At 68.1% G+C, this 15,836-nt stretch carries 18 protein-coding genes and 1 pseudogene; 15 read left to right on the forward strand and 4 right to left on the reverse strand.

The window, feature by feature from the left end; translation table 11 throughout:
* The first annotated feature begins 3 nt into the window (after nt 1-3).
* From ACQCSX_RS15660 to ACQCSX_RS15670, 3 genes are all read left to right on the forward strand, one after another.
* Nucleotides 4-630 carry a thymidine kinase gene (locus ACQCSX_RS15660; RefSeq protein WP_427016196.1) on the forward strand — a complete coding sequence of 209 codons (627 nt, stop codon included), beginning with the start codon at nt 4-6 and terminating at the stop codon, nt 628-630.
* 77 nt (nt 631-707) lie between these two features.
* The gene (locus ACQCSX_RS15665) at nt 708-1,559 is read left to right on the forward strand and encodes a hypothetical protein (RefSeq protein ID WP_427016197.1); all 852 of its coding nucleotides are present in this window, start codon (nt 708-710) and stop codon (nt 1,557-1,559) included.
* 173 nt (nt 1,560-1,732) lie between these two features.
* Nucleotides 1,733-2,434 carry a hypothetical protein gene (locus ACQCSX_RS15670; protein ID WP_427016198.1) on the forward strand — a complete coding sequence of 234 codons (702 nt, stop codon included), beginning with the start codon at nt 1,733-1,735 and terminating at the stop codon, nt 2,432-2,434.
* A gap of 17 nt (nt 2,435-2,451) precedes the next feature.
* On the opposite strand, the gene ACQCSX_RS15675 is transcribed toward ACQCSX_RS15670, so the two are convergent.
* On the reverse strand, nt 2,452-3,246 hold the full coding sequence (locus ACQCSX_RS15675; RefSeq protein WP_427016199.1) for an HAD-IIA family hydrolase: 795 nt from the start codon (nt 3,244-3,246) through the stop codon (nt 2,452-2,454).
* Between the two features lie 276 nt (nt 3,247-3,522).
* On the opposite strand from ACQCSX_RS15675, the gene ACQCSX_RS15680 reads away from it, so the two are divergent.
* The 12 genes and pseudogenes from ACQCSX_RS15680 (at nt 3,523) to ACQCSX_RS15735 (ending at nt 12,335) form a co-directional block, all read left to right on the forward strand.
* Nucleotides 3,523-4,125, forward strand: a complete 603-nt coding sequence (locus ACQCSX_RS15680; RefSeq protein ID WP_427019069.1) for a TrmH family RNA methyltransferase — start codon at nt 3,523-3,525, stop codon at nt 4,123-4,125.
* A 168-nt stretch (nt 4,126-4,293) separates the two neighbouring features.
* Nucleotides 4,294-5,315: pseudogene (gene fbaA, locus ACQCSX_RS15685) on the forward strand (class II fructose-bisphosphate aldolase).
* Between the two features lie 2 nt (nt 5,316-5,317).
* Nucleotides 5,318-5,737, forward strand: a complete 420-nt coding sequence (locus ACQCSX_RS15690) for a DUF3151 domain-containing protein (RefSeq protein WP_427016200.1) — start codon at nt 5,318-5,320, stop codon at nt 5,735-5,737.
* Between the two features lie 173 nt (nt 5,738-5,910).
* The gene (locus ACQCSX_RS15695) at nt 5,911-6,258 is read left to right on the forward strand and encodes a hypothetical protein (RefSeq protein WP_427016201.1); all 348 of its coding nucleotides are present in this window, start codon (nt 5,911-5,913) and stop codon (nt 6,256-6,258) included.
* A gap of 187 nt (nt 6,259-6,445) precedes the next feature.
* The gene (locus ACQCSX_RS15700) at nt 6,446-7,735 is read left to right on the forward strand and encodes an adenylosuccinate synthase (protein ID WP_427016202.1); all 1,290 of its coding nucleotides are present in this window, start codon (nt 6,446-6,448) and stop codon (nt 7,733-7,735) included.
* Nucleotides 7,736-7,869: 134 nt separating this feature from the next.
* Nucleotides 7,870-8,667 carry a carbon-nitrogen hydrolase family protein gene (locus ACQCSX_RS15705; RefSeq protein ID WP_427016203.1) on the forward strand — a complete coding sequence of 266 codons (798 nt, stop codon included), beginning with the start codon at nt 7,870-7,872 and terminating at the stop codon, nt 8,665-8,667.
* 79 nt (nt 8,668-8,746) lie between these two features.
* A complete protein-coding gene (locus ACQCSX_RS15710) occupies nt 8,747-9,160 on the forward strand; it encodes an SUKH-4 family immunity protein (protein ID WP_427016204.1) in 414 nt (137 codons plus the stop codon).
* Nucleotides 9,161-9,223: 63 nt separating this feature from the next.
* A complete protein-coding gene (locus tag ACQCSX_RS15715) occupies nt 9,224-9,640 on the forward strand; it encodes a CoA-binding protein (RefSeq protein ID WP_427016205.1) in 417 nt (138 codons plus the stop codon).
* A 110-nt stretch (nt 9,641-9,750) separates the two neighbouring features.
* The gene (locus ACQCSX_RS15720) at nt 9,751-10,551 is read left to right on the forward strand and encodes a polysaccharide deacetylase family protein (RefSeq protein WP_427016206.1); all 801 of its coding nucleotides are present in this window, start codon (nt 9,751-9,753) and stop codon (nt 10,549-10,551) included.
* A 138-nt stretch (nt 10,552-10,689) separates the two neighbouring features.
* Nucleotides 10,690-11,088, forward strand: a complete 399-nt coding sequence (locus ACQCSX_RS15725; RefSeq protein WP_427016207.1) for an MmcQ/YjbR family DNA-binding protein — start codon at nt 10,690-10,692, stop codon at nt 11,086-11,088.
* Complete coding sequence (locus ACQCSX_RS15730) at nt 11,078-11,704, forward strand: DUF1990 family protein (protein WP_427016208.1); 627 nt, start codon at nt 11,078-11,080, stop codon at nt 11,702-11,704. The genes ACQCSX_RS15725 and ACQCSX_RS15730 overlap by 11 nt, the downstream gene beginning before the upstream one ends.
* Nucleotides 11,697-12,335, forward strand: coding sequence for a hypothetical protein (locus tag ACQCSX_RS15735; RefSeq protein ID WP_427016209.1), 639 nt, complete (start codon nt 11,697-11,699; stop codon nt 12,333-12,335). Before ACQCSX_RS15730 ends, ACQCSX_RS15735 begins: the two co-directional genes overlap by 8 nt.
* Nucleotides 12,336-12,412: 77 nt before the next feature.
* On the opposite strand, the gene purL is transcribed toward ACQCSX_RS15735, so the two are convergent.
* Genes purL through purS form a run of 3 tightly spaced genes read right to left on the reverse strand, consistent with a single transcriptional unit; the run spans nt 12,413 to nt 15,807 of the window.
* A complete protein-coding gene (gene purL, locus ACQCSX_RS15740) occupies nt 12,413-14,800 on the reverse strand; it encodes a phosphoribosylformylglycinamidine synthase subunit PurL (protein ID WP_427016210.1) in 2,388 nt (795 codons plus the stop codon).
* Nucleotides 14,801-15,553, reverse strand: a complete 753-nt coding sequence (gene purQ / locus ACQCSX_RS15745; protein WP_427016211.1) for a phosphoribosylformylglycinamidine synthase subunit PurQ — start codon at nt 15,551-15,553, stop codon at nt 14,801-14,803.
* A 2-nt stretch (nt 15,554-15,555) separates the two neighbouring features.
* Nucleotides 15,556-15,807, reverse strand: a complete 252-nt coding sequence (purS, locus tag ACQCSX_RS15750) for a phosphoribosylformylglycinamidine synthase subunit PurS (protein ID WP_427016212.1) — start codon at nt 15,805-15,807, stop codon at nt 15,556-15,558.
* Nucleotides 15,808-15,836 lie beyond the last annotated feature (29 nt).

The raw sequence follows: 15,836 nt of genomic DNA on the forward strand, positions 1-15,836 counted from the left end.
GCGGTGGCCAAACTCTACTTCCGCTACGGGGCGATGAACTCCGGCAAGTCCACGGGCCTGTTGCAGGTGGCGTACAACTACGAGGAGCGCGGCCAGCGTGTCCTGCTGGCCAAGCCGGGCATCGACACCAAGGGCGAGCACGCCATCGTCTCGCGCCTGGGCGTGAGCCGGGACGTGGACTTCATCATCCCGCCCGGCGCCTCGGCGCGGGAGCTCTTTGCCGCGCATGCCGCCGGGGACGATCCGGACGCCCTGCTGCAGCACATGGACTCCCCGCCGGTGGCCTGCCTGCTCATCGATGAGGCCCAGTTCCTCGAACCGGACCAGGTGGACGATCTGTTCAAGATTGCGGTGCTCGACGGCGTCCCGGTGCTGGCCTACGGCATCCGCACGGACTTCCGGACCGAGTCCTTCCCCGGCTCCGCACGCCTGATGGACATTGCGCACACGCTCGAGGAGCTCAAGACCATCTGCCGCTGCGGGCGCAAGGCCATCTTCAACACCCGCCGGATGGGGGATGGAATCGTGTTCGACGGCGACCAGGTGGCCATCGACGGTGCCGACGTCTGGTACGAATCCCTGTGCGGCACCTGCTTCCTCGAGGCCACCGGCGGGTCGCTGCGGCCGTAGCCGTCCCGATTGGCCGGTGGCTGTTGGTTGTGCCCGGCGTTTACCAAATTCCCAGCCACGGCTGGCACACTTCCCCCATGACTTTGCCTCAACACCCGTCCCAGTCCGAAGAGCGTGGAGACGGGCCCGGCCCCCTCGCTGGTGGTCCCGCCGTCGCCCTGGCCGCTGCAACCCTGTCCGGCGCCAGATCCGCGTGGGTCAAGGTCCCGGAAGTGACAGCCTTGTTCTGGATCATCAAGGTGCTCACCACCGGCATGGGGGAGACCACCTCGGACTATTTGGTGAAGCATTTTCCACCGGAACTTGCCGTGGCCATGGGCACGGTGGGCTTGGTGGTGTCGCTGGTGCTGCAGTTCCGCACCAAACGCTATGTTGCCGCCATCTACTGGCTGGCTGTGGTGATGGTGAGCATCTTCGGCACCCTGGCGGCCGACGTCCTGCATGTGGGCATCGGCATCCCGTACATCGTCTCGACAGGCTTCTTCGCCGTGGTGCTGGCGGCGGTCCTGTGGCTGTGGCACAGCACGGAAAAAACCCTCTCCATCCACAGCATCAACACGCGCCGGCGCGAAGTCTTCTACTGGCTGACAGTGCTGACGACGTTTGCGCTGGGCACGGCCGCCGGCGATCTCACGGCCTACACCCTGGGGCTGGGCTACCTGGGTTCCGGAATCATGTTCGCCGCCGTCTTTGCCATCCCGGCCCTCGCCTACTGGCGTTTCGGGCTGAACGCCATCGTGGCTTTCTGGTCCGCCTACATTGTCACCCGCCCGCTGGGGGCCTCCTTTGCCGACTGGATGGCCGTGGAGTCCGGCCGCGGCGGGCTGGAGTGGGGAACCGGCCCGGTCAGCCTGGGCCTGGCGGCGGTCATCCTGCTGCTGGTGGCGTTCCTGGCCTTCTCCCGCCGGGATCAGCAGAGGGAGCCTTAGCCCGCGGCCCGGCGGCGGTGCTGTGCCGGAGCGGTGCCGGTTTCCTGCACAGCCGGCGCCGGCACCCGCGGCGTCCACATCCCGAGGTGCCGGCGTTGAGCGGCCGGTTCCTGCAGTCCTAGCCTCGGTCCAGGGCGCCACCGCGGTGCCCTGGAAAACGGCAGGGGATCGACATGGATGGAGCACCAACCGCGCCGGCGCCCGGACTGAAAACGTCGGCGTTGTGCTGGATCATTGGCGCCGGCCTGGCGAATGCCATGGCCGTGGCCATCGTTGTCTGGAGCGGCATCGTGGCCGTTTCCACGTGGGCCTGGGCAGCGCCGGAACCTGCGCTGACAACCTACACCTCGGGCTCTACGGCTTTCCGCTACCCCGCCGGCATGCAGGTGATGGGCGACGGCGGCATGGTGTACGTTGTCAACGGCCATCCAGTGGCCGACCATGCCGTGATCCAGATCCCGCCCCCGCAAGGCACGAAGTCCCCCGTGGTGGTGCTCTACGAGTCGATTGCGCCGCCGCCGGACGGTTGGACGCAGGAGACCATCCAGGCAACCATTGACGAGACCTTGGCGCGGCAGACCGCTTCCACGCCGGCCCAGCTGTTGCGGGAGCACCGGCAGACTGCCATCGGGTGCATCGCGGGATTCACCTTCACGGAACCGCCCATGCCGATAGAAGGAGCGGGCCTGCAGGGCCTGGTCCACAGCTACACCTGCATGAGCCGGCAAGGCCCCATCGTGGGCACATTCCTGACCGCCATAACGCCGGACGGCATGGCGCACCGGCTCAGCGTCGAGGCCAATGAACCCTACTGGCGTTCGCATGCCGCCGAACTCGATGCCATCGCACACTCGCTGGCGTATTCGGCACCGTGACTGCGCCAGACGCCGCGCTAGATCTTGTGCAGCAGGTCCGCGACGGAGTCCAGGATCTCGTCCGGGCGGAACGGATAGGCATCGATGTGCTCGGTGGCGGTGATGCCGGTGAGCACGAGTACGGTGTGCAGTCCCGCCTCCATGCCGGCAATGATGTCCGTATCCATGCGGTCGCCGATCATGGCGGTGGTCTCAGAGTGAGCTTCGATCCGGTTCATTGCGGAGCGGAACATCATGGGGTTCGGCTTGCCCACGATGTAGGGCTCGCGGCCGGTGGCCTTGGTGATCAGCGCCGCGATGGCACCGGTGGCAGGCAGTGGACCCTCGTTGGACGGACCAGTGGCATCCGGGTTGGTGGCGATGAAGCGTGCGCCGTCGCCGATGAGCCGGATGGCCTTGGTGATGGCCTCAAAGGAGTATGTGCGCGTCTCGCCCAGCACCACATAGTCCGGGGCCTGGTCCGTCAGGATGAAACCGGCCTCGTGCAGGGCAGTGGTCAGGCCAGCCTCGCCAATGACAAAGGCGCGTCCGTGCGGCATCTGGGATTTCAGGAACTGGGCCGTGGCCAGCGCTGAGGTCCACAGGTTCTCCTCCGGAATCTCAAGCCCCGAGGCGCGCAACCGGGCGGCGAGGTCGCGCGGGGTGTAGATGGAGTTGTTGGTCAGCACCAGGAAGCGCTTGGAGGTGTCCACCCAGCGCTGGATCAGTTCGGCGGCGCCGGGAACGGCGTGGTTCTCATGGACCAGCACGCCGTCCATGTCGGTGAGCCAGCATTCAATGTCCGCCGCGGTGCGGTGTTCGGCCTTTGTCATGCGTTCCTCCTGGTCCGCGGCCAAGGCCGCGCTGCGTCCATCATGGTCTCGGCACCAGTCTTGCAGGTTTGGGGGTCCCTCCGCAGTAGATACCCTTGATAGGTGAACCACAGCCCCGAACCCCAGCCTGCCGCACCCGCCCCGCAGATCCCGGCAGCCGCCGTCGTGCCAGGTGCCGCGGAGGCACCTGCGGGCGGCATCGCGGACCCCGCGGGCAGCGCCCCGGACGACGCCGGGCACCACCTCCCGGACCCGGCGGCCGCCCACGCCGCCACCGTGGGCGTGGGCCCCTGGGAGGGTCCGCTACCGGAGGGGGAGCACTGGGACGGGGAACTGCTGCGCGAGGGGGACAGGCGCAATGTGCTGGACCAGTACCGGTACTGGACGATGGAGGCCATCATCGCCGAGCTGGACACCCGCCGTCATGATTTCCACATCGCCATCGAGAACTGGCAGCACGATCTGAACATCGGCACAGTGGTGCGCACCGCCAACGCCTTCCTGGCCAAGGAGGTCCACATCATCGGACGCCGCCGGTGGAACAAGCGCGGTGCCATGGTCACCGATCGCTACCAGCACGTGCGCCACCACCCCACGGTGGAGGACTTTGTGGCCTGGGCCGACGCCGAGGGCCTGGCCATCATTGGGATCGACATCTTCCCGGACTCCGTGAAGCTGGAAACCTACGACCTGCCGCGCAATTGCGTGCTCGTGTTCGGCCAGGAGGGGCCCGGCCTGAGCGAGGAGGTGCACGCGGCGGCGCGCGCCACGCTGTCCATCGAGCAGTTCGGCTCCACCCGGTCCATCAACGCCGCCTCGGCCGCCGGGATTGCCATGCACGCGTGGATCCGGCGGCACGTGTTCGGCCAGCACGTCTAGGCTTTTCCGCCCGGCGCGCCGCGTTCCGGCCAGGCGTGGGGCGGTGCGGCCGTAACCTGGCCCTCCGCGATCCGGACACGGTGAGCATCCCCGCCGCGTCTTGGCTACGATGGGAGGCGAAACGACGTCTGGTATGTCACAGTTTCCCACCCGATACAAGGAGCCAGCATGCCCATCGCAACCCCTGAAATCTACGCAGAGATGATCGACCGCGCCAAGGCCGGCGGCTTCGCCTACCCCGCGGTCAACGTCACGTCCTCCCAGACGCTGAGCGCCGCACTGCGCGGGTTTGCCGACGCCGGTTCCGACGGCATCATCCAGGTCACCACCGGTGGATCCGCCTACTGGTCCGGTTCCTCCGTGAAGAACATGGTCACCGGTTCGCTGGCCTTCGCGGCCTACGCGCGCGAGGTTGCCAAGCACTACGACATCAACGTCGCCCTGCACACCGACCACTGCCCCAAGGGCCACCTGGCCGACTTCGTGCTGCCCCGCTGGCCGAGTCCGAGGCCGCCGTCAAGCGCGGCGAAAACCCGATCTTCCAGTCCCACATGTGGGACGGCTCCGCCGAAACCCTCGATGAGAACCTGCGCATCGCCCGCGAAATGCTGGACCGCGCCGCTGCCGCCAAGATCATCCTCGAAATCGAGATCGGCGCCGTGGGCGGCGAGGAGGATGGCGTGGAGAACGCCATCAACGACAAGCTGTACTCCACGGTTGCCGATGGCATGGCCACGGTCGAGGCCCTGGGCTCCGGCGAGAACGGCCGCTACATCACCGCGCTGACCTTCGGCAACGTGCACGGCGTCTACAAGCCCGGCAACGTCAAGCTGCGCCCGGAGATCCTCAAGGACATCCAGGCCCAGGTCGGTGCCAAGGTGGGCAAGGCCAACCCGTTCGACCTCGTCTTCCACGGCGGCTCCGGCTCCACCGAGCAGGAAATCAAGGACGCCGTCTCCTACGGTGTCATCAAGATGAACATTGACACGGACACGCAGTACGCGTTCACCCGCCCGGTGGCCGGCCACATGCTTGCCAACTACGATGGCGTGCTGAAGGTTGACGGGGAGGTCGGGAACAAGAAGCTCTACGACCCGCGCGTCTGGGGCGCACTGGCCGAGGCCGGAATGGCTGCCCGTGTCGGCGTTGCCGCCCAGGAGCTCGGCTCCGCAGGCAAGACGTTCAAGTAGACATGGGCGAATCGTTCCGCACCAACCTGCTCGGCCCGGAGCCCACGCTCCTGCCGGTCGAGACCGAGGTCCAAGCCCGCCTGGACGCCGGGGACGAGGCCGTCGACCTGGCGGCCAAGCACCCGACGTCGTCGCTGCTCTGGGCGATCCTGGCCGAGGAAGCCTACGCCGAGGGCCGGACCATCGAGTCCTACGCCTACGCGCGCACCGGCTACCACCGCGGCCTGGACGCGCTGCGCCGCAACGGCTGGCGCGGCACCGGTCCGGTGCCGTTTGCGCACGAGGGCAACCGCGGCTTCCTGCGGGCGCTCTACGCGCTGGGCCGGGCCGCCGGAACCATCGGCGAAACGGACGAGGCGGCCCGCATTGACACGTTCCTGAACGACTCCGATCCGGCCGCGAAGGCCGCCATCGAGGCGTAGAGGCGCCGTTCCACAACTGGGTGGGCCCACTGTTGTGAGGGCCCCGAGCGAGCTCGCGAACTCCGGGAACAACTGGGGTGCAGCAACTGACCGGAATCCACGGATTTCCGGCAGTTGCCGCGCCCCAGTTGCGTTTAAGGGCCGGACCCCGACCGCGGCCGTAGGATGCAGCCATGGACATTGCAGAATCCTCTCCCGCCGCCGTCGCCGCCTTCGAAGCCGTGGCCGCGGACCTGGCGGACGCCGGCGTCGTGCCCGGCCAGATGTTCGGCAGCCGCGCCCTGATGTTGAACAAGAAGGCGGTCGGCTGCCTGCACGGCGAGGCCATGGCCTTCAAGCTGGGCCGGGACACCGAACGGCATGCCGCCGCACTGGCCCTGTCGGGCGCGGCGCTCTTTGACCCGTCCGGGATGAAGCGCCCGTTGAAGGACCGGGTGGATGTGCCGCTGGATGCACATCCGCCGGCGGGCGCCGGATGGTCCGATTTTGGGCACGACGCCGTTGCCGCCGCGGGTGCTTGAGCCGGCGCTGCGCGCGGCGCAGGTGTGATGTCCGCTAAACTTGGGTGGTAAGAGCCCCGAACCCTTGCCCTGTGGCGCCCGCCCTGCGGGAGTGCCATGCTGCACGGGTTGGGGCGTACTCATGTGCGGTGTCCGGCCCTGCGCCTGCAGGAAAGTACCGGGTGCCCAACGAATGGGGGAGGATCCTATGCCAGCAATCGTGATCGTCGGAGCCCAGTGGGGCGACGAGGGCAAAGGTAAGGCCACCGATCTTTTGGGCGGCCGAGTCGACTACGTGGTCAAGCCCAATGGCGGCAACAACGCCGGGCACACCGTCGTCGTCGGCGGTGAGAAGTACGAGCTCAAGCTCCTTCCCGCCGGCATTCTGAGCCCCAATGCCGTCCCGATCATTGGCAACGGCTGCGTGGTCAACCTCGAGGCGCTCTTTGCCGAGATCGACGGACTGGAGGCCCGCGGCGCCGACACGTCCAAGCTGCGCATCTCCGCCAACGCCCACCTGGTGGCCCCGTACCACCAGGTGCTGGACAAGGTCACCGAGCGCTTCCTGGGCAAGCGTGCCATCGGCACCACCGGCCGCGGCATCGGCCCGGCCTACATGGACAAGGTGGCCCGGCTGGGCATCCGCGTCCAGGACGTCTTTGACGAGTCCATCCTGCGCCAGAAGGTGGAGGGCTCGCTCAAGCAGAAGAACGAGCTCCTGGTCAAGGTCTACAACCGCCGCTCCATCCTGGTGGACGAGATCGTGGAGTACTTCCTGGGCTACGCCGAGCGCCTGCGCCCGCTGGTCATCGACGCCACCTACGTGCTGAACAAGGCGCTGGACGAGGGCAAGGTGGTCCTCATGGAGGGCGGCCAGGCCACGTTCCTGGACGTGGACCACGGCACCTACCCGTTCGTGACCTCCTCCAACCCGACCGCCGGCGGCGCCTCCGTCGGCTCGGGCATTGGCCCCACCCGGATCAACCGCGCCGTGGGCATCATCAAGGCCTACACCACCCGTGTTGGCGCCGGTCCGTTCCCCACCGAGCTCTTTGACGAGATGGGCGACTACCTGCAGAAGACCGGTGGCGAGTTTGGCGTGAACACCGGCCGGCCGCGCCGCTGCGGCTGGTACGACGCCGTCCTGGCCCGACACGCCTCCCGCGTCAACGGCTTCACGGACTACTTCGTCACCAAGCTGGACGTGCTGACGGGCATCGAGCAGATCCCGGTCTGCGTGGCCTACGACGTCGACGGCGTCCGCTACGACGAGATGCCGATGACGCAGACGGACTTCCACCACGCGAAGCCCATCTTCGAGTACTTCCCGGGCTGGACCGAGGACATCACCGGCACCACCACGCTGGAGGACCTGCCGGAGAACGCCCGCAACTACGTGCTGGCCTTGGAGGCCATGTCCGGCACCCGGTTCTCCGCCATCGGCGTGGGCCCGGACCGCGACCAGACGATCGTGCGCTACGACCTGATCGCCGAATAGCAACCCAAAACTGTGGTGCAGCACTTGCTCTTATGGACGTCCATTCGGGCAACTACTGCACCACAGTTTTGTTTTGTGCGGGGGCTGCACGGGCTAGGCTGGAATTCCTTTCGTAGCGAAGCCGAGGAGAAGCCATGAAGGTCAGCGTTGGACAGTTCAACCCGGGCGGCGACGTCGCCGAGAACCTGGCCGCCATGCGACGCCTCGCCGTGGGCGCCCAGGGCGAGGGTGCCGGGCTGATCGTCTTCCCCGAGGAATCCATGTTCTCCGTGGGCCGCGTGGCGGGCAGCTTTGCCGCAGCGGTGGACGCGCAGTGGACCACCTTTGTCCACGGCCTATCCGTGCTGGCCAAGGAGGTGGGCATCGCCGTGATTGCCGGCGGCTACGAATCCAGCGGCGAGGAGCGCCCCTACAACACGCTGGTGGCGGTGGACCACAACGGCCGGATCCTGGAAACCTACCGCAAGCTCCACCTCTACGATGCCTTCTCCTACAAGGAATCAACCAGGATCAAGCCCGGCGACGGCGGCATCAAGCTGGTGGAGATCGGCGGCTTCAAGGTGGGCATGATGACCTGCTACGACCTGCGGTTCCCGGAGCTGGCCCGGGCTCTGGCGGTGGCGGGGGCGGACCTGATCTGTGTGGCCGCCGCCTGGTTCAAGGGCGACCACAAGATCGAGCACTGGGAGACCCTGCTCAAGGCCCGCGCCATCGAAAATACGGTCTGGATGGCCGCCGCCGGCACCTCCAGCGACCACTGCATCGGCCACTCCGCGATCCTGGACCCGATGGGCATCCCGGCCGATTTCCTTAACGAGGAGGCCGAGGGGACAGCCACCGCGGATGTGAGCGCCAAGCGCATCTCCGAGGTCCGTGAGTTCCTGCCCGTGCTGCTGAACCGGCGGCTGGAGAGCTCCGGCCGGATGCTCTGAAACCACCCCGTCCGCCGGTCCGGAAACCATTGACGGGGCTAGGGGCCGTGGCTAGTGTCAGGACAAAGGGGAGGTTGTGATGGACGATAACCAGATTGTGGCCGGCCTAGCGCCGATGGTTCCCATTGGCTTGGAGGACATTCCACTGGCGGGGGAGTGGCTGGAGCCACCGTTCGAGGACGACGACGCCGGACGCGCCATCATCCTCAATGACGGCGACTTCCAATTCGTGGTGGTCGACCGTGAAACGGGCAGTGTCCATTGCGTCTGCGAGGACGATGAAACATTGGTGGCCTCGTCCCTGGCACAGCTGGTGGAGATCGCCGGGCTGTGGGGGGCCATCGACCGGGACGCCGTGGGCCCGGAGGACGATGAAGACTTCGATCGGGTGGCCCGCGACTTCGAGAAGCGGCTGAAGGCCATCGACGCCGCGGCCGCGCGGCCCAATGAGTTCTGGTCGCTGTATGCGGAGGAACTCAGCCACGGCGGTTGAGCCGCGGGTCTCCACCGGCCCGGCAGTCCACCGGTGGTGGGCCGGCCGGAGTAGGCTCGGTCCATGATCCATGCCAATGACCCGGACGTGATCACCCGGCTGCTCACCGCCCCTGGACGCTGGGCCGTGGTGGGCCTGTCCAACAATCCGCTCCGCCCCGCGGTGGAGGTGTCCCGGTTTGTCCAGCAGCAGCTGGGCATGGACATCATCCCGGTCAACCCCCGGGGCGAGGACGTCCATGGTGCCGCCGGCTACACGGAACTGGACGAGATTCCGGGCGAAATCGACGTGGTGGACTGCTTTGTGAACTCCACGCGCGTGGGCGCGGTGGTGGATGCGGCCATCGCCCGCGGCGCCGGTGCGGTGTGGCTGCAGCTGGGCGTCATCGACGAGGCCGCCGCCGCCCGGGCCGCCGCCGCGGGGCTGGATGTCGTCATGAATGCGTGCCCGGTGATCGAGGCGCGGCGCCGGCGCTCCTGACCCTGGGAGAACTGCTAGTCTGCCTATGACCCGTTCCGCAGACCAGAAGGTGAGCCGTGCCCCGACATCTCAATGCCGGAGCCAGTCCTTGGCGTTGGATCCTCATTTCCATGGGCATTGCCGTGGCCGCCATCTTGGCCCTGAGCGGCCTCTGGCTGCTCTCGCCCAGGGAGTCCACGGCCGCACCGCAGGCGGCCCCGGCCACCCCCGCAGCCGGGGGAGCGCAAGCCGCCTCCGCGCCGTCGTCGGCCCCGGCAGCGGTGCCGGTGCCCACCGTGCCGGCCAAACCGGCGCTGGTGCCGGACTACGTGCTGCCTCCCGTCACCGACGGCATGGTGCCGGTGCTGACCAGGGTCCCCACCGAGCAGAAGGTGGTTTTCCTGACCATCGACGACGGCGCCACCAAGATGCCGCAGGACCTGAAGATCCTGACGGACAACCAGATCAAGGCCTCGCTGTTCCTGGCCCAGACGTTCGTGCTGGACAACCCCGCGTTTTTCTCCGGCTTCGTGGCGCAGGGCCACCTGGTGGAAAACCATACGGTGAGCCACCAGCTGAACTTCATCACGCTCTCCTATGCCCAGCAGAAGGCGGAGATCTGTTCCATGGCGGACTATGCCCAGGTCGCCTACGGCCGGCGCCCGGTGCTCTTCCGGCCGCCGGGCGGCCCCTACACCAACGTCACCCGCAGGGCCGCGGCGGACTGCGGCATGAAGGCCATCGTCGACTGGGAGGCCAAGGCCAACGCCGGCGGCATGGACTACCAGGTGGGCCATGCGCTGCGTCCGGGAGACATTGTGCTGATGCATTTCCGGCCCGAATTTGCCGCCGACATGGCCGCGTTCCTGGCGGCCCAGAAGGCCGCGGGCCTTGAGGTGGTCCTGCTCGAGGACTACCTCGCCACCGGCTGACTCCGGTGCGGGTGAGGGATGCGCCGCTGCTGACGCCGTTCCCCGTCCAGGACGCACCCGTTCCGTTGTCCCCGGTGGGGACGGGCATCCCCGTTGCGCAAGGACGTCCGGCAAACCCGGCGGGTATAGGCTCGGAGGGTGGATCCCGACAGCCTGAGAAATGCCGCCCTGGCCCTGCCGGGCGCCTATGAAGATTTCCCCTTTGGCCCGGAGAATTCCGTCTTCAAGGTCCTGGCCCCGGCCGGCGGCGCCAGCCGGGTGGGGAAGGTGTTCGCCATTTCGCAGCTGGACGGACAGCCGCTGAAGGTCAGCCTCAAATGCGATCCCGAGCTCGCCCGCCAACTGCGGCTGGCCCACCCCGGCATCACCCCCGGCTACCACCTGAACAAGACGCACTGGAACACCGCCGACTGCGCCGTGGTGGAGGGATCGATGGTGTTGGACATGCTCGAGGATTCCTACGACCTGGTGGTGGCGGCGCTGCCCAGGGCGCAGCGCGAGGCCCTCGGGTGGAGCGGACTGGCCCGTGGACTCTAGGGACAGGCGCGCCGCACTGACCTATCCGCAGATCGGCCTCACGCACGCCTTGGCCACCGCGCCCACCGGAGACATCCACTGGCCGCCGGGCTACCGCGGCGTGGACATCGTGCTCCGCGTGGGCACGGGGCCCGAGGACTTCCGGGCCTTGGCGGAGGGCATCCTGGGCTGGGAGATCCAGCGTCGGGCCGGCCTCACCGTCCGCGCCGAGGCCCGGGCCCGGGTGGGCGGACGGGTGGTCAGCGGCTTCGGCGTGGGGCTGCTCCGGCTCCCGGTGCCCTGCGAGGTGGTCTGGACCGAGGCCGGCGGCGGTACTGACGGCACCCGCGTGGACGCCGGCGCCGGGCCCCGCGCCGCGGGGGAGCCTGCACTGGCGGGCTTTGGCTACGGCACGCTGCCCGGGCACCCGGCCCGCGGCGAGGAGGCCTTCGTGGCCACCCTGGCCGCCGACGGTGCCGTGCACTTCCGCCTGCTGGCGTTCAGCCGCCCCGCCGGGCTGGTCTTCACGCTGGGCGCGCCCGTCACCAGGCTGACCCAACAGTTCGTCACCAAGTCCTACCTGGCTGCCGCGAAGTCGCTGGTGGCCGATTCGCGAAAGGCGCGCCGCCATGTTTGACCAACTGTCCCTGGACAAGCTCTGGGACTTCTCCGACGCGGCAGGATCCGAGGCGCGGTTCCGGGCCGCCATGGATGCCGACGGCATGGCCCCCGCCGACGCCGCGGAGCTGGCCACGCAGCTGGCCCGCGCGCTGGGCCTGCAGGGGAGGTTCGGTGAGGCGGCGGCGGTGCTGGATGCCGTGGCGCCGCACGAACCCGTGGTGGCCGTGCGGATCGAGCTGGAACGCGGCCGGCTGTTCAATTCCTCCGGCCATGGCGCAGCGGCCATTGCGCATTTTGAACTGGCCGCGGCCCTGGCCCACGCAAATGGCCTGCACTTCCTGCAGGTGGACGCCCTGCACATGCTGGCCATCGCGGACACGGAGCGCAGCGCGCACTGGACGGCCGCCGGGCTGGCCGCCGTCGACGCCGCCACCGGCAACCCGGAGCAGGTGCGCCGGACGGCCCGCTGGCGCGTGGGGCTGCTCAACAACCGGGGCTGGTCCCTGCGCGACGCCGGGGACGACGACGGCGCCGTCGCGGCGTTCCGCGGGGCGCTGGCGGCCGCACTGGAGGTGGGCACGGCGGAGCAGCAGGAGTACGCCCGCCAGGCCCTGGACGAGGCGCAGGCGGCCGCGGACGAAAAGTGAGCCCGTTTCTTAGGTTCCGCCACCGGTAGAACGGTGGCGGAACCTAAGAAACGGGCTCAGATGTGGAGCGGGGGATCCTAGCCGAAGTACTTCGGCAGCGTGGCCTCGTGTGCCTCGCGGAGCTCATCCAGCGGTGCGCTGAACTGGCCCTGCAGGTCCAGGGAGCCGGAGGCGGCATCCACCACGCCGATGCGGGCGGCCGGGAAGTTCCGGGCCGTGCACATGTCGGTGAAGCGGATTTCCTCGGAACGCGGCACGGAGACCAAGGCACGGGCCTGGGACTCGGAGAACAGCAGCGTGAACGCATCCACGCCGTCGCGCTGTGCCACCTCGTCCAGGGCGATCCGGGCGCCGGTGTTGAAGCGCAGCGCGGACTCCACCAGGGCTGCCGCGAGGCCACCCTCGGAGAGGTCGTGCGCGGCGTCCACCATGCCGTCGCGGGAGGCGTTGATCAGGATCTCGCCCAGTGCGCGCTCGGCGGCGAGGTCGACCTTGGGCGGGAGTCCGCCCAAGTGTCCGCGCATGTTGGCCCACTCGGAACCGTCCAGCTCGGCCGCCGTCGCGCCCAGCAGGTAGATGGCCTGGCCGTCTTCCTTCCAGCCCGAGGGGGTGCGGCGGGCGACGTCGTCCAGCTTGCCCAGCACAGCCACCACGGGGGAGGGGTGGATGGGCGTGGTGCCGGTCTGGTTGTACAGCGAGACGTTGCCGCCGGTGACCGGGATGCCCAGCTCCATGCAGGCGTCGGACAGGCCGCGGATGGACTCGGCCAGCTGCCACATGACGTCCGGATCCTCGGGGGAGCCGAAGTTCAGGCAGTCGCTGACGGCCATGGGCACGGCGCCGGAGGTGGCGACGTTGCGGTAGGCCTCGGCCAGCGCCAGCTGTGCGCCGTGGTACGGGTCCAGGAAGGTGTAGCGGCCGTTGGCGTCGGTGGCCAGGGCAACGCCCAGGCCGGTTTCCTCGTCCACGCGGACCACACCGGCATCATCCGGGAACGCCATGGCGGTGTTGCCACCCACGTAGCGGTCGTACTGGTTGGTGATCCAGTCCTTGGAGCACATGTTCGGGGAAGCGATGAGCTCCAGCACGGCGGCCTTGATCCCCTCGGCGTCGGCCGGACGGCCGCCGTCGTGGACGCTGCCGGTGAAGGCATCGGCCTGCAGGGCATCCTGCCACTCGGGGCGGGCGTACGGGCGGTCGTAGACCGGGCCGTCGTGGGCCACGGTGCGCGGGTCGACGTCGACAATGACCTCGCCTTCCCACGTGATGATCAGGCGGCCGGTGTCGGTGACCTCGCCCAGCCAGGAGTACTCCACGGCCCACTTGTCCATGACGGCCTCGAACGCGGCAATGTTCTCCGGCGTGACAACGGCCATCATGCGTTCCTGCGACTCCGACATCAGGATTTCGCCCGGGGTCAGGGTGGGGTCGCGCAGCAGGACGGAGGTCAGCTCAACTTCCATGCCGCCGTCGCCGTTGGAGGCCAGCTCAGAGGTGGCGCAGGAAATGCCTGCGGCGCCCAGGTCCTGGATGCCCTCAACGAGGGAGCCCTTGAACAGTTCCAGGCAGCACTCGATGAGCACTTTCTCGGCGAAGGGGTCGCCCACCTGGACGGCGGGGCGCTTGGAGGGCTTGGTGTCGTCGAACGACTCCGAGGCCAGCACCGAGGCGCCGCCAATGCCGTCGCCGCCGGTGCGGGCACCGAACAGCACCACCTTGTTGCCCTTGCCGGAGGCGTTGGCCAAGCGGATGTCCTCGTGGCGCATGACGCCCACGGCCAGCGCGTTGACCAGCGGGTTGCCCTGGTAGATGGCGTCGAAGACCATCTCGCCGCCGATGTTCGGCAGGCCCAGGGAGTTGCCGTAGCCGCCGATGCCAGCCACCGCACCGTGCATGACGCGGGCGGTGTCCGGGTGGTCGATGGCGCCGAAACGCAGCGGATCCATCACGGCCACCGGGCGGGCGCCCATGGAGATGATGTCGCGGACAATGCCGCCAATGCCGGTGGCGGCACCCTGGTAGGGCTCCACGAACGACGGCGAATTGTGGGACTCGATCTTGAACGTCACGGCCCAGCCGTCGCCCAGGTTGGTCACGCCGGCGTTTTCGCCGATGCCCACCAGCATGTCCTTCTTCATCTCCTCCGTCACCTTGGAGCCGAACTGGCGCAGGTGGTTCTTGGAGGACTTGTAGGAGCAGTGCTCGCTCCACATCACGGAGTACATGGCCAGCTCGGCGCCGGTGGGGCGGCGGCCCAGCACCTTCACGACGTCGTCGAACTCGTTCTGCTTCAGGCCCAGCTCGGCCCAGGGCAGCTCGACGTCCGGGGTGACTGCGGCGTTTGCGACGGTGTCGATGTTGAACTTCTTGGCGGACTCGGTGGTCGAGCTTGGGCCCACGCCGGCAGGGTTACCTGGCCGAGCTTGCGAGGCAAGGGGGCCGGTGGGGAGCGAGATCTCGGACATTTATTTGCCTCCCAGAAGCGTGTTCAGGACCGAGGTGAAGAAGCCCAGTCCGTCCGTGCCGGTGTGGTCCGGGCCGTAGCCGTGTTCAATTGCGTGCTCCGGGTGCGGCATGAGGCCCACCACGTTGCCCGCGGCGTTCGTGATGCCGGCGATGTCGCGGCGGGAGCCGTTCGGGTTCATGCCGACATAGCGGAACGCCACCCGGCCCTCGGCCTCAAGGGCGTCGAGGGTCTTCTCGTCGGCGATGTACTGGCCGTCCTGGTTCTTCAGCGGGACGGTGATTTCCTGCCCGGCTGCGTACGCGTTGGTCCACGCGGTGGTGTTGTTCTCCACGCGCAGCACCTGGTCGCGGCACAGGAACTTCAGGTGGTCGTTCTTGATCATCGAGCCGGGCAGCAGGTGGGCCTCGGTGAGGATCTGGAAGCCATTGCAAATGCCCAGCACGGGCAGCTTGGCGTCGGAGTTGGCGGCGTCGACGATGCGCGTCATCAGCGGGGCGAAGCGGGAGATGGCGCCGGCGCGCAGGTAGTCGCCGTAGGAGAAGCCGCCGGGGATCACGACGGCGTCGACGTCGGCCAGCTCGGTGTCCGCATGCCAGAGCTCGACGGCGGTGGCGCCGGAGAGGCGCACCGCGCGGGCGGCGTCGCGGTCGTCAAGGGTGCCCGGGAACGTGACAACGCCGATGCGGGCTCCGCTGAGCTCGGCGCGGGGTGCGCCGGAGGCCAGGGAACCAATCAAGGGGGTTTCAGTCATGGCTAGTCAGCCACCACTTCGACGTTCACGACGTCCTCGATGACGGGGTTGGAGAGCATCTTCTCGGCGGCCTCGCGGGCCTTGGCCAGGATTTCGTCGGTCACCTCGCCGTCCACTGTCAGTTCAAAGCGCTTGCCCTGGCGGACGGCGGAGAACTCGGTGAAGCCCAGGCGGGGGAGGGCACCGACAATGGCCTTCCCCTGCGGGTCAAGGATTTCGGGTTTGAGCATGACATCGACAACGATCCGGGGCATCCGGGAACTCCTGATGTGAAGAGAGGGGT

This window comes from Pseudarthrobacter sp. P1 (genome assembly GCF_050156935.1).
Taxonomy (GTDB): Bacteria; Actinomycetota; Actinomycetes; order Actinomycetales; family Micrococcaceae; genus Specibacter.

Bases quoted from the DNA above. Each gene is read 5' to 3' on its own strand.
- ACQCSX_RS15665 (WP_427016197.1), top strand. From the start codon at position 708: ATGACTTTGCCTCAACACCCGTCCCAGTCCGAAGAGCGTGGAGACGGG.
- ACQCSX_RS15670 (WP_427016198.1), top strand. From the start codon at position 1,733: ATGGATGGAGCACCAACCGCGCCGGCGCCCGGACTGAAAACGTCGGCG.
- ACQCSX_RS15675 (WP_427016199.1), bottom strand. From the start codon at position 3,246: ATGACAAAGGCCGAACACCGCACCGCGGCGGACATTGAATGCTGGCTC.
- ACQCSX_RS15690 (WP_427016200.1), top strand. From the start codon at position 5,318: ATGGGCGAATCGTTCCGCACCAACCTGCTCGGCCCGGAGCCCACGCTC.
- ACQCSX_RS15695 (WP_427016201.1), top strand. From the start codon at position 5,911: ATGGACATTGCAGAATCCTCTCCCGCCGCCGTCGCCGCCTTCGAAGCC.
- ACQCSX_RS15700 (WP_427016202.1), top strand. From the start codon at position 6,446: ATGCCAGCAATCGTGATCGTCGGAGCCCAGTGGGGCGACGAGGGCAAA.
- ACQCSX_RS15705 (WP_427016203.1), top strand. From the start codon at position 7,870: ATGAAGGTCAGCGTTGGACAGTTCAACCCGGGCGGCGACGTCGCCGAG.
- ACQCSX_RS15710 (WP_427016204.1), top strand. From the start codon at position 8,747: ATGGACGATAACCAGATTGTGGCCGGCCTAGCGCCGATGGTTCCCATT.
- ACQCSX_RS15715 (WP_427016205.1), top strand. From the start codon at position 9,224: ATGATCCATGCCAATGACCCGGACGTGATCACCCGGCTGCTCACCGCC.
- ACQCSX_RS15720 (WP_427016206.1), top strand. From the start codon at position 9,751: ATGGGCATTGCCGTGGCCGCCATCTTGGCCCTGAGCGGCCTCTGGCTG.
- ACQCSX_RS15735 (WP_427016209.1), top strand. From the start codon at position 11,697: ATGTTTGACCAACTGTCCCTGGACAAGCTCTGGGACTTCTCCGACGCG.
- purL (WP_427016210.1), bottom strand. From the start codon at position 14,800: ATGTCCGAGATCTCGCTCCCCACCGGCCCCCTTGCCTCGCAAGCTCGG.
- purQ (WP_427016211.1), bottom strand. From the start codon at position 15,553: ATGACTGAAACCCCCTTGATTGGTTCCCTGGCCTCCGGCGCACCCCGC.
- purS (WP_427016212.1), bottom strand. From the start codon at position 15,807: ATGCCCCGGATCGTTGTCGATGTCATGCTCAAACCCGAAATCCTTGAC.